Annotated in this window: 13 protein-coding genes; 8 read left to right on the top strand and 5 right to left on the bottom strand. The window is 61.2% G+C overall.

Annotated features, from left to right (window positions below; translation table 11 throughout):
• Positions 1–140 precede the first annotated feature (140 nt).
• The gene (locus GN300_RS08090; RefSeq protein WP_042446343.1) at positions 141–1,235 is read left to right on the top strand and encodes a GGDEF domain-containing protein; all 1,095 of its coding nucleotides are present in this window, start codon (positions 141–143) and stop codon (positions 1,233–1,235) included.
• A gap of 9 nt (positions 1,236–1,244) precedes the next feature.
• Here the strand turns inward: GN300_RS08090 and GN300_RS08085 are convergent, their stop codons facing one another.
• A complete protein-coding gene (locus tag GN300_RS08085) occupies positions 1,245–1,457 on the bottom strand; it encodes a hypothetical protein (RefSeq protein WP_007730800.1) in 213 nt (70 codons plus the stop codon).
• 32 nt (positions 1,458–1,489) lie between these two features.
• On the bottom strand, positions 1,490–2,920 hold the full coding sequence (locus GN300_RS08080; protein WP_042446339.1) for an MFS transporter: 1,431 nt from the start codon (positions 2,918–2,920) through the stop codon (positions 1,490–1,492).
• Positions 2,921–2,983: 63 nt separating this feature from the next.
• Between GN300_RS08080 and soxR the strand changes: the two genes are divergently transcribed.
• Complete coding sequence (soxR, locus tag GN300_RS08075; RefSeq protein WP_003943238.1) at positions 2,984–3,424, top strand: redox-sensitive transcriptional activator SoxR; 441 nt, start codon at positions 2,984–2,986, stop codon at positions 3,422–3,424.
• Here the strand turns inward: soxR and GN300_RS08070 are convergent.
• From GN300_RS08070 to GN300_RS08060, 3 genes are all read right to left on the bottom strand, one after another.
• Complete coding sequence (locus GN300_RS08070) at positions 3,350–4,243, bottom strand: ABC transporter ATP-binding protein (RefSeq protein WP_233405591.1); 894 nt, start codon at positions 4,241–4,243, stop codon at positions 3,350–3,352. The genes soxR and GN300_RS08070 overlap by 75 nt on opposite strands.
• Before the next feature lie 15 nt (positions 4,244–4,258).
• Complete coding sequence (locus GN300_RS08065) at positions 4,259–4,963, bottom strand: FadR/GntR family transcriptional regulator (RefSeq protein ID WP_003943086.1); 705 nt, start codon at positions 4,961–4,963, stop codon at positions 4,259–4,261.
• 102 nt (positions 4,964–5,065) lie between these two features.
• A complete protein-coding gene (locus GN300_RS08060; protein ID WP_003943195.1) occupies positions 5,066–5,626 on the bottom strand; it encodes a QsdR family transcriptional regulator in 561 nt (186 codons plus the stop codon).
• Positions 5,627–5,783: 157 nt separating this feature from the next.
• On the opposite strand from GN300_RS08060, the gene GN300_RS08055 reads away from it, so the two are divergent.
• From GN300_RS08055 to GN300_RS08030, 6 genes are all read left to right on the top strand, one after another.
• Entirely contained in the window at positions 5,784–6,755 is a 972-nt protein-coding gene (locus GN300_RS08055) for a phosphotriesterase (RefSeq protein WP_030536044.1), read from the top strand.
• Between the two features lie 3 nt (positions 6,756–6,758).
• Positions 6,759–8,414, top strand: a complete 1,656-nt coding sequence (locus tag GN300_RS08050; RefSeq protein WP_063315557.1) for an AMP-binding protein — start codon at positions 6,759–6,761, stop codon at positions 8,412–8,414.
• A 250-nt stretch (positions 8,415–8,664) separates the two neighbouring features.
• On the top strand, positions 8,665–10,056 hold the full coding sequence (locus GN300_RS08045; protein ID WP_030536042.1) for an MFS transporter: 1,392 nt from the start codon (positions 8,665–8,667) through the stop codon (positions 10,054–10,056).
• 68 nt (positions 10,057–10,124) lie between these two features.
• Entirely contained in the window at positions 10,125–10,799 is a 675-nt protein-coding gene (locus GN300_RS08040; RefSeq protein ID WP_007730817.1) for a TetR/AcrR family transcriptional regulator, read from the top strand.
• Positions 10,800–10,837: 38 nt separating this feature from the next.
• Positions 10,838–11,470: an HAD family phosphatase gene (locus GN300_RS08035; RefSeq protein ID WP_063315558.1), complete on the top strand. Its 633-nt coding sequence runs from the start codon at positions 10,838–10,840 to the stop codon at positions 11,468–11,470.
• A gap of 55 nt (positions 11,471–11,525) precedes the next feature.
• Entirely contained in the window at positions 11,526–11,813 is a 288-nt protein-coding gene (locus GN300_RS08030; protein ID WP_042446304.1) for a putative quinol monooxygenase, read from the top strand.
• The last annotated feature ends 37 nt before the right edge of the window (positions 11,814–11,850 follow it).

Here is an 11,850-nt window from a genome sequence, read left to right as displayed (position 1 = left end):
ATTCAAATCCGGCAGAACGGTTTTTGTCTGTCGCCGCTGACTATGCTGCCGGATATGCCAGTGTGCTCCGGGGGGAAATCAGCGAGTCCGTTTCGTCGAAGTACGCCCAAAAGTTGCGGAGCTGCATCGGCTGATCGGCGATGAACGGTTTGGTCGACGTCGTCATGCGCTGGTGGCAGTTGCCGGACCAGTTCCACAGTTTCAGCAGGTACCTCCAGGACCGCGGGTTCTTGACTTCCTGCCGGGCGCTGGTCGGCGGAACAGCATTCTGGATGGGGCTGGTGTTGCTGTCGGCGCGATTCAGTGACGTCGGTCCGCAAGGTACGTTCTGGCGAGCGGTCAATCTGGCGGTCATCGCGCTGTGCCTCGGCGCGGCCCTGATCTGGTGGCTGTTTCCGCCTACGCCGCTGTGGTCGTACACCTTTGTCGTGGGTTCCGACGTCGCGATTGCGGCGGCGGCCGCAACCGACTCGGAACCGCTGGGACGACTCATCGCGTGCGTCGTTTTCGCGTCGATCGGCGGCTACATCGCGTTCTTCCACAATCCGAAACTCCAAGTCGGTCACTTGGTCTTCGCCTCGACCGTCACGGTGCTTTCGGGGTGGACTTTGTTGTTCGGGCCAGCAGCGGACGTCGGCTTGGGACTGGCGAAGATCTCGGTTGTGCTGGCTACGATCATCGTGATTCCTGTTGTGTCACAGATTGTTCTGGCGGTCCTGGGTTCGGATGCCACTACCTCCGACATCGACCCGTTGACCGGACTGCTCAACCGTCGCGGATTGGCGCGTCGGGTGAACGACTTGATGGGCGCTCCGGTCACCGAAGCGGATGCACTGCTCGTAGTGGTGATCGACCTCGATCGCTTCAAGACGATCAACGACGTTCACGGCCATGACGTAGGAGACAGCACGATCATGCGAACTGCACTGCGCATCCGTTTGTGGACAACCCAGTCCGCCTTGACTGCTCGTATGGGCGGTGACGAGTTCGTCGTGGTCGAACGGGTACCGGTCAGCGTGATCTCCAGGCTGGAAGGACAGATCCGCTCCGCGATGGACGGAGCGAACGATGACCCTCCGACGAGCGCGAGCATCGGAATGGCGGTCCGCACCGCGCCCCGGAATCCGGGTGAGTCAGTCGACGCTGCTTTTGCCGAACTCTTCCGCGTCGCGGACTCGGTGATGTACGAAGCGAAGCGCGAAGGTGGCAACCAGGTGCGGGCGAGCCTGGTCTGATGTGAGAGCTCAGTCGGCGAAGCTCAGACCACGTTCGGCGAGTGCTTCGCGCAGAATCCTCAAGGCCTTCGGTCCCATCCCGTGCAAAGCGCCGAGTTCCTTCTCGGACACGGACGTCAGCTGCGCGAGATGGGTGTAACCCGCTGCGATCAGCGCGCGCTGTGCGGGAGCTCCCGTCTTCGGGAAGTCGGTTTCCACTGTGCCCGGATCCGGTTCTGTCACTGGCCAACTCCTCCGTGTGGGTTTCTCACAGTTTAGCGAGCGTCGTGAACGATTTCGGGGCTGCCGATTTTGTCGGGCGTTCGCGGAAGTGCGCGAGCTGCCACGGCAATGCCGATGATCGAGACAGCGGCGAAGGTGAAGAGAAGCAATTGCGCAGAACGAAGCGTCGACGGTTCGCCGATGTTGACCAGCACTCCGGCCAGGGCTGCACCGAAGGCATTGGCGATCAGCTGAACGGTGTTGATGGCAGCCGAGGCACGCGCACCTTCTCCGGGATCGGTGACCGAGGTCATCGCCCCGACTGCAAGATGAGGCCAGGCGATGCCGATTCCGACGCCGGCGAACAGCAGTCCGATCACCCACGCGACCATCGCACCGGCGCCGGCGTGTTCGGTGAGAAATGCTGCCATGATGCCCAACCCGATCGCGACGAGGATCGGACCGCTGACAACGATTCGTCGCACGATACGAGGGGTCGTGGCCGAGGCGCTCGGGATTTCGCCGAGAGTCCAGCCGAGAGCGAGTGCGGCCCCGAGGAATCCGGCCGCGAGAGGCGCCAGGCCGGCAAGTCGTTGCCCGAAGAGTGGAATGAACGTCTCGACGGTCGACGCGACAGCGAGGACGACGATGGTCAGGTACACCCATTTGAGGGACGACGCGTTGAACGTCGACGGCGGTAGTACGCCGTGGCGCGAGCGACGGTCAGCGGCGACAAAGGCGATCAGTAGCAGCACAGCGGCGAGAACCATTGCGGCGGTCACGGCGAGGTTGGACAGAATTCCGGCAACGCTGACCAGCAAAGCTGCCGCAGTCAGCAATGCCAGCGAGAGGACCGGCACCGGGCTACTGGTGGTGCTGCCCGGTTCATGTGCCGGTAGCGCGCTGGGGACGAGAGCGGCGACTGCGATCGTCGCGATGACCAGGACGCCGAAAGCCCATCGCCAGGCTCCGAACTGAGCAAAGACACCGCCGATTGCAGGGCCGGCGAAGGTGCCGACTCCCCACATCGCCGAAACCAGCGCGGCCCCGCGAGTCCACAGATGTCTGGGGAGCGCGGCATTGATGACGGCGTAACCGAGACCGGCCAGCAGGCCACCGCCCGAACCCTGGATCGTGCGGCCGACCAACAGCAATTCCATCGTCGGGCTGACCGCACAGACAACGGTGCCGAGCGCGAAGATCGCGAGGCCGATCAGGTAGGCCCCGCGCGGTCCCCTGGCAGCGAGGACGTTGGTGACCAACATCGAAGAGATGACGGAAGCAATGAGGAAGACCGTCGCGGTCCAGGCGTAGTACTGCTGACCGCCGATGTCGTCGATGGCAGTCGGAAGCAGGCTGGTCGTCAGGTAGACGTTGGTCGCGTACAGCGCAACGCCGCCTGCGAGGACGGTAGCGGTGCCGAGGTATCGACCGCTCAGGAGTTGCCGCCAGGTTCCGGCGGGAGCATCGGTGGGGGAGTGCATGTTGTCGAAGGTAGAATCTCGAGTGCGCTTCAGGTCAATGTCGCGCAGCCATTGGGAGGCAGAATGATCCGTAAGAGTGACGAACTTCTCTCGATCGGTGAGGTATCGGAGCGCACTGGCGTCGCCGTGTCGGCTGTGCGCTACTACGAAACACTCGGTCTGGTTCCTGCGGAGCGGACGGCAGGAAATATGAGGAAGTTCCCGCGGCACTCGATCCGGCGGGTGTCGCTGATCCAGTTGGCAGTCAGGTTCGGGATACCTCTGGCCGAAGTTGCCGAAGTATTCGGATCGTTGCCGCAGGGTCGAACTCCGACGAAGAAGGACTGGCGCAAGATTTCCACGGAGTGGAATCAGCGCCTCGAGGATCGCAAGCAGGCCATCAACCGGATGCAGGACGAACTGACGGGCTGTATCGGCTGCGGGTGTCTGTCACTGAAAACATGCAACCTGCTCAACCCTGGAGACGAACTGGGCCGGGAGGGACCCGGCGCCAGGCGTCTCTGAAACTACTGTCGGTCGCATTCTTTCGCGTGGCCGCGACTGGGCATTCCACCGACCACCACGACGCTCGATCTCGATGGGATGCGAGAAGCACTCGCTGATGTTCTGGGTGGTGATCACATCCTCGGCGAGGCCGCTGGCGGTCACGACGCCGTCCTTGATCAGAAGAGCATGTGTGGTGGTGCTGGGGATCTCCTCGATGTGGTGCGTCACGAGGATGCTGGCAAGTGACGGGTTCTGATTGCGGAGGTCGTCCAGTGCCGTCAAGAGTTGTTCGCGTGCAGCAAGATCGAGCCCGGTCGCCGGTTCGTCGAGCAGAAGCAGGCGCGGTTCGACCATGAGTGCGCGGGCGATCAGGGCTCGTCCCCGTTCGCCTTGGGACAAGTTGGGCCACAGTGCGTCCGAACGCGGACTCATTCCGAGTAGATCGATCAGTGCGTCGGCGTGAGCCTCTTGCTCCGGCGTCGGTGACCAGCGCGGCATCACCTCGGTGGTGTTGGTGAGGCCGGTGATCACGACGTTGCGGACGGTGATCGGAATTCCGATCGTGTGACGAGGGTTCACGTGCCCGATGTCCATCCGCAGTTCCCTCATGTCGACGCGGCCCAACTTGTGGCCGAGGACGTAAACGGAACCGCGAGTCGGGTGGGCGGTTGCTCCGAGCAGGCTCAGAAGCGTGCTCTTGCCCGCGCCGTTCGCGCCGAGGAGGACCCAGTGTTGTCCGGGTTCGATCGAAATGTTGATGTCTTTCAACAAGTATCGGCCGTCGCGGACGAGATCCACGTGTTCGGTCGACAGAACTGTGCCGGTGGGGTGTTGCACGAGAACTAACCTCTCTTAGGCGTCGAGCACACGCAGTCGTCGTAGGACGGTGTCGATGTTTGCTCGAGTTGCCGCTACCGCGGCTTCTGGGTCGGCGTCTTGAAGGGCCTCGACCAACTGATCATGGGCATGTGAGGTGTCGGGGACGCCGGCCTCGTGGGCCATCATCTCGACGAGGGATTCACGAAGGAGTGGACGCACCGACGTGAAAAGCGAGAGCAGAACTGCGTTTCCTGACAGTCGAACGACTTCGGTGTGGAAGTCGAGGTCGACGTCGACGAACTTCTCGACATCACCCTCGAAATGACTGTGTCGCATGGTCAGTCGACGCCGCAGGCCGTCGAGGTCCTCAGGTTGTACCCGCTCCGCGGCCAGTCTGGCGGCCTCGATCTCGAGTGCGCGACGGACTTCGAAGACCTCGAGGATCCTCGAGCGTCGAAGAAGTTTGGTGAATTCGTCGACGTGCTCGAGTTCGGACGCGGCAGCCACGAAGGTTCCGACGCCGTGTCGGACTTCGAGTAGTCCGTCGCGAGCGAGGAGGCGGATTGCCTCGCGAATCGAGGAACGCCCGACGCCGAGTTCGACGGCGAGGGCCGCCTCGCTCGGTATGCGCTCGGACGGCGCCCACGTTCCATGCATGATTCGCCCGCGCAGCAACTGTTCGAGTTGCGGTACCAGCGGACCACTGCGAAGTGTGAATCCTGTGTGGTCGTCGGACACGGCTTGCCTCTCGGGTGGGTACCGAAAGAGTAACAACTCATCAGACGTCTGAGGACTCGGGTGGCCGGTGTGTCGCCGTAGTGTTCACGCGGTCGAAGCGTGTCAGTTGCGGGTGACGCCGAGGAGCAGTGCGATCAGGTCGAGAGCCGTCTCGATCTCGGCCTTTTCTCGGCCGAGCAGGGGGGCGTAGAGGTGTACGTCGCAGATGCGAACGAGGGCTTCGCCCAGCACTTGCGGCGAGAGCGTGATCGTCAGTTGGCCGGCGTCGACCTGGGACTGCAAGATTTCGGCGGTGATGGAGGCGGAGATCGATTCGATGGAGCCGGGCATCATCGCGAGTTTGATGAACACCATCGGTTCGCGTTTGGTCAGCGCGCGCAGTTCTGTCGACGATTCCACCGATCGCATAACGCGGCCGAAGACGTCGAGAATGTACTCCGGACCTTGCCCCGACGCCTGTGACATCGCCTTTCGGTATGTCCGTTCGGTGGCCTCGGCCAGCACTGTTCCGAGCAGTTCGTCGCGGTTGCCGACCCAGCGGTACAGCGTCGCGCGGCCTACGCCGAGACGTTCGGCGAGCAGTGACATGTCGAGTGGTTCCTCCGCGAGGTACATGCTCGCGGCGGTGTCGATCGCGCGTCGGCGTTCGAGGTCGGTAGGCATCGGGACATTCTCTCCGGTTGTCCGGTACTGCACAATTTCGGCCGTTGAAAAATGGTGAGCCTCGGGGGATCGAGCCTATTGACGAACCTGGCCACGTGAGACACACTAGCTCATTGTCTCATGTTAGTGATGGCGATCACAGTCAGGGGTTCGATCGATGAGTTCAGTACAAACCGTTCGTGGGCCGGTGGATACAGCCGATCTGGGAAAGGTGTTGATGCACGAGCATGTCTTCGTTCTGGGTGAGGAGTTGCGCCAGAACTACCCCGACTACCCCGAACCCTGGGACGAGGAAGTACGGGTAGCGGACGCGGTGGCAAAGCTGACCGAGGTGAAGTCCCGCGGAATCAGCACGATCGTCGATCCCACGGTGATCGGCCTCGGCCGGTACATTCCGCGCATCGTCCGGATCAACGAGCAGGTCGATCTCAACATCATCGTTGCTACCGGCATCTACACCTACAACGACATTCCCTTCCAATTCCATTACACCGGACCGGGATTGCTGTTCGACGGCCCCGAGCCGATGGTCGAACTGTTCGTCAAGGACATCAGGGAAGGAATCGCCGGAACCGGTGTCCGAGCCTCCTTCCTGAAGTGCGCCATCGAGGAGCCGGGCCTTACCCCCGGCGTCGAGCGGGTCATGCGCGCGGTCGGACAGTCGCAGGTGGAAACGGGAGTGCCGATCACCGTGCACACCAATCCGCACACTGAATCCGGGCTGGTCGCGCAGAAGGTTCTGGCCGAAGAGGGTGCGGATCTGACCAAGGTGGTCATCGGTCACTCCGGCGACACCACCGATCTCGACTATCTGTGTGCGCTGGCCGATGCCGGTTCGCTACTGGGGATGGACCGTTTCGGTCTCGAACCGTTCCTGTCGTTCGAGGATCGTGTCAACACGGTGGTGGAGATGGCCCGTCGCGGTTACGCGGAGAAGATGGTTCTGGCACATGACGCGTCGTGTTTCATCGACTACTTCCCCAGTGCTGCAAGAGAAGCGGCACTTCCGAACTGGAACTACACCCACATCAGTGATGATGTCATTCCGGCGCTGCTCGAACGTGGTGTCACCGAAGACCAGGTCAAGGCGATGCTGGTGGACAACCCACGTCGGTACTTCGAGAGCTGAGATATGACCAACGTGTACGAGAGCAAGCCCTGGCTCGCCAATTACGACGCCGACACTCCGCCGAACGTAGACATCGAGCACGTCGACGCCCTCGCGATGTTCCGTGCTTCGCTGGAGCGCGATCGCACTGCCCCGATCATCAGGTACTTCGACAGGACCGTCAGCTTTGCCGAGCTCGACGAGATGTCGGATGCGCTTGCCGTAGCCCTCGCCAAGGATGGAATCGGGTTCGCAGACAGAGTTTCCTTTGTCCTGCAGAATGTTCCGCAGTTCGTGATCGCGACAGTCGCGGTCTGGAAGCTCGGTGCCGTCGTCGTTCCGGTCAATCCGATGTACCGCGACCGTGAGCTGTCCACCGTACTGGCCGACAGCGGAGCGGCGGCAGTCATCTGTCTCGAGTCCTCGGCCGAGACCGTGGCGACTGCGTCCGAGGGCACCGCAGTGCGACGGGTGATCACCACGTCGGAACTGGATTTTCAGTCGCGCGACGATGAACGGATCTTCGGTTCGGCGTCCAGGATTCGGCACGATGGATTTCCGGATCTACTGGAATTGATCGAGGCTCATCGAGGGCAGAAGCCCGAGAAGGTCGATCTGTCCCCGGAAGACCTTGCCTACCTTCCCTATACGTCAGGGACAACCGGCCCGCCGAAGGGGTCGATGAACACGCACTCAAATGTCGTGTTCGCAGCGCAGATCTATCGGGACTGGCTGGGGTTGCGCCCCGGCGGCGCGATGTTCGCGGTGGCGCCACTGTTCCATATCACCGGGTTGATCGGGCACGTCGCGGCTCCACTCCTAGCCGGCGCGCCCACGATTCTGACCTGCCGATTCCATCCCATCGTTGCAGCGGAGTCAATTTCGGAGCATCGGGCTACCGCGATCATCGGAGCGATCACGGTATTCATCGCGTGGACGGACAGCGCCGCAGTCTCGAAGGAATCTTTGAGCTCTCTCGAGTCGGTGTATTCGGGTGGCGCGCCGATCCCGCACGCGGCGTTGGAAGCGTTCCGGGCGAAGTTCGGTCACTACATTCACAACGGCTACGGGCTGACCGAGACGAACAGCCCGGCAATCGTGGTGCCGAATTCGCGTGAAGCGCCGGTAGATCCGGCGTCGGGGGCCGTTGCTGTCGGCGTACCGGTATCGAATACGTACGCCGAGGTGGTGGACGAGAACGACAAGCCGGTACAGGTCGGGGAGTACGGCGAGATCGTGGTCTCCGGTCCCCAGGTTGCACTCGGATACTGGAACAAGCCGGACGAGACCGCACATGCCATGCCGGACGGGCGTTTTCACACCGGCGACATCGGATTCATGGACGGCGACGGTTGGTTTTACATCGTCGACCGGATGAAGGATCAGATAAATGCGTCGGGCTTCAAAGTGTGGCCACGCGAAGTGGAAGATGTTCTTTACGAACACCCCGCCGTACGAGAGGCTGCTGTCGTCGGTGTCATGGATCCGTATCGCGGCGAAACCGTGAAGGCCTTCGTGTCCTTCAAGGACGGTGCCGAGGCGACCACCGAGGATCTGGTCGAGTTCTGCAAGGAAAGGCTTGCAGCATACAAGTATCCACGCATCGTCGAGGTCATGAATGACCTCCCGAAAACAGTGAGCGGCAAGATTCTTCGTCGTGAACTGCGGGTACCGAACTAGATCTGCCTGACAAACGAATTGCCGGCCGCCGACAAGGTGAGCCGGCCATTCGTCGTGGTGGCTGACGAGCATCGGTAGGGGATTTAGTCCCCTATGCGGCAATGCATTTCAGTGATTGACATCACTCTTTTTGTATCGCAGACTGATCGCAACGCCACAGAGTTGAAGTTGGTGTCAGTTTCTACTTCTGGCCCGGTTCCGCTTCTCAACTCCCGGCGCGACGAGCGTCCGACCCATCGAGGAGTAACCCATGACGAGATCGGCAGTGGATTCGAGCACGCAGGCAGGGGGCCTGTCCGATCAGGAACGGAAGAAGAAGAAGGCGCACCGCAAACTTCTCGGCGCGGGACTGCTCGGCAGTTCCATCGAGTGGTACGACTTCTTCTTGTACGGAACGGCTGCGGCACTGGTCTTTCCGCATGTGTTCTTCCCCGATTCATCCGCACTGATGGGCACATTGCTCTCGTTCAGTACGTTCTGGGCCGGCTTCGTTGCCCGCCCCATCGGCGGTTTGGTCGCCGGACACTTCGGCGACAAGTATGGGCGTAAGCCCGCTGTCGTCACCTGCCTGTTGCTGATGGCTGTCGCGACGTTCCTGATCGGCGCGATCCCGAGTGCTTCGGCAATCGGCGTCGTCGCTCCGATTCTTCTGGTGACACTGCGATTCATCCAAGGTCTCGCCTGCGGTGGCCAGTGGGGCGGAATCGTCCTTCTCCTCACCGAATCCGCGAGTCCCAAGAAGCGCGGATTCTCAGGCACTTTCGGTCAGATGGGTGTCTCGTTCGGTGTAGTGCTGGGCAACCTGGTCTTCCTCGTCGCGACCGCGACCATTTCCAATGATGCATTCCTGAGCTGGGGTTGGCGAGTTCCGTTCTTCGCCAGCGCGCTGCTCTTCCCTGTGGTTCTGTACATCCAGACGAAGGTCGAGGACACGCCGGAATTCCTCGAGTTGCAGGAAGACGCCAAGAAGAACCAAAAGGACGTCGTCGTTCAGGCTCCACTGGCGCAGGCGCTCAAGGATCACTGGCGCAAGATTCTGCTCGGTTGCGGACTTCTGGCCGCCACCAATGCACTGTTCTACATCAGCATCGCCGGCGTGCTCAGCTACGGCACAACCGAACTGGGGTTGAAGCGGAACTCACTGCTCATCATCTCGCTCCTGAGCGCGTTGCTGACAGTCGGCGTGGTGCTGTGGTCCGGGAAGATGTCCGACAAGATCGGTCGTCGTCCGATGATCCTGATCGGCGCCGCGGCGATCGTGGTCTGGGCATTCCCGTACTTCTGGTTGATCAACACCAAGTCCCTGCCGCTGTTCTTCATCGCGGTGACGGTTGGCAGCGTGTTCCAGTCGATGACCTACGGGCCGATCGCGGCATACATGGGTGAGCTGTTCGCACCCAACGTGCGCTACTCGGCAGCATCGTTGGCCTACCAGTTGGCTGCGATCACGGTCAGCGGTGGCACTCCGTTCATCATGACAGCACTTATCGCGAAGACCGGAACCACGACATGGGTTGCCGTGTTCGTGGCACTCATGGGCTTGGTGACCTTCTTCAGTGCCTGGGTGCTGAAAGAGACCAACCCGAAGGAAGTTCGGGACGATCCGAACGCAATTCCGGGCGCGCACCTGTACGCCAAGTAACTCTTTCGGTTTCGAGCAGACGCCCGCTATCGGTCACCGGTAGCGGGCGTCTGACGTATAACTGGAGCATGGCTGCAGCACGCACAGGCTCCGAAGATGCTTCGTCGACAGTGTCACGGGAACTCCCCTCCACTCAGCGTGGTTTGCGTACGCGGCGAGCGTTGATCGATGCGGCCCGCACCGTTTTCGAACGGTCCGGCTATCTGGACTCGCGGCTGATCGACATCACTGTGGAGGCGCAGTGCTCGGCCGGTACCTTCTACACCTACTTCGCGAGCAAAGAAGAGATCTTCGCGGCAGTGATGGAGTTGGCACGCGAAGACATGATGCATCCGGGTATGCCGCACACTCCGAAAGGCGCGGATCCTGCTGAGGTCATCGCGGCGAGTAACCGCGCGTACCTCGAGGCGTACCGACGGAACGCGAAGCTGATGGGACTGCTCGAGCAGGTAGCAAGCATCGATCCGGAGTTCCGGGTTCTCCGCCTCGAGCGTGCTGACGCGTTTGTTCGACGCAACGCGCGCAGTATCGAGAAGCTGCAGAAGGCCGGACTGGCGGACGCGAATCTGGATCCGCTACTGACGTCTCGGGCACTCTCCGGGATGATCAGTCGACTTGCGTTCGGGTACTTCGTATCCCGCGGCGGCGAGGACGGCGCCGCCGGAGTGACCTTCGACGGTCTGCTCGATACCGTCAACCGGTTGTGGATCAACACTTTGCAATTCTCGCTACGCCGAAATTGATGTTGACGCCGGGTTCATGTTTGGTGTCTGATGGAGCAATGACACCTACGCGTACGGCAGTGCTCGTCGATTTCGGTGGAGTTCTCACCTCCAGTGTTCTTCAGGCCTTCGAAGACTTCGGGGCCTCGCTTGGCGGCGACCCACGACTTCCGTTGACCCTGCTCTCCCGCGACGACGTCTCGAAGAGACTGCTCTCCGATCACGAATCCGGAAAGATCGACCAGGAGGCCTTCGAAGCAGGATTCAGGGAACGGCTACGAGCGCACGGCGCCGTCGTGGACAGCGAAGGATTGGTCGACCGTATGCAGGCCGGGCTTGTCCGAGACGAAGAGATGGTGCGACTGATTGCGGACGTCAGAGCGGCGGGTCACCCTGTTGCGCTCGTGTCCAATGCTTTCGGGCGTGATTGCTACGCGGGTTTTGTGCTCGAGGACCTCGCCGACGAAGTGGTGATCTCCTCGGAAGTCGGGATTCGTAAGCCCTCTCGTCAGATCTACACCATCGCGTGCGAGCGGCTGGGTGTTGCGCCCGAAGGCGCCGTGATGATCGATGACCTGCAACAGAACCTCGACGGCGCGGCACGATTGGGGATCGCCGGCATTCTCCACACCGATGCGGAAAGCACTCGCAGTCAGTTGGAATCGACGTTCGGACTACTGCCCATGCAGTGAAACTGTAGGTTCTCGGTAACACTCGAATACTGCTGGAACACTTTTGGAGGAATGAATGATTGCTGTCATCGCGGATATCACCGTCAAAGACGGAAGCGGCGAACAGTTCGAAGCCGTAGTCGCCGAACTTGCCGAGAAGGTGCGCACGGAAGAGCCCGGAACGGTTCTGTATCAACTGATCCGCTCGAAGACGGATACGAATTCCTACAAGTTCATGGAGCTGTATCAAGACGGTGCTGCGATCAAGGCCCATGGATCGTCCGAGCATTTCCAGGCCGCAGGAAAGGCGATGGCGCCCTTCCTCGCAGGCGCCCCGCAGATCGAGTACTTCGACGCACTCTGAGCGTATGGACAGGGCACTCTGAGCGCATGGACAGGTG

Source organism: Rhodococcus sp. Ni2 (assembly GCF_021352185.1).
In the GTDB taxonomy this organism is placed as follows: domain Bacteria; phylum Actinomycetota; class Actinomycetes; order Mycobacteriales; family Mycobacteriaceae; genus Rhodococcus_F; species Rhodococcus_F qingshengii.
The sequence above is the reverse complement of the archived record's forward strand: the minus strand, read 5'-3'. Positions and strand labels throughout refer to the sequence as shown.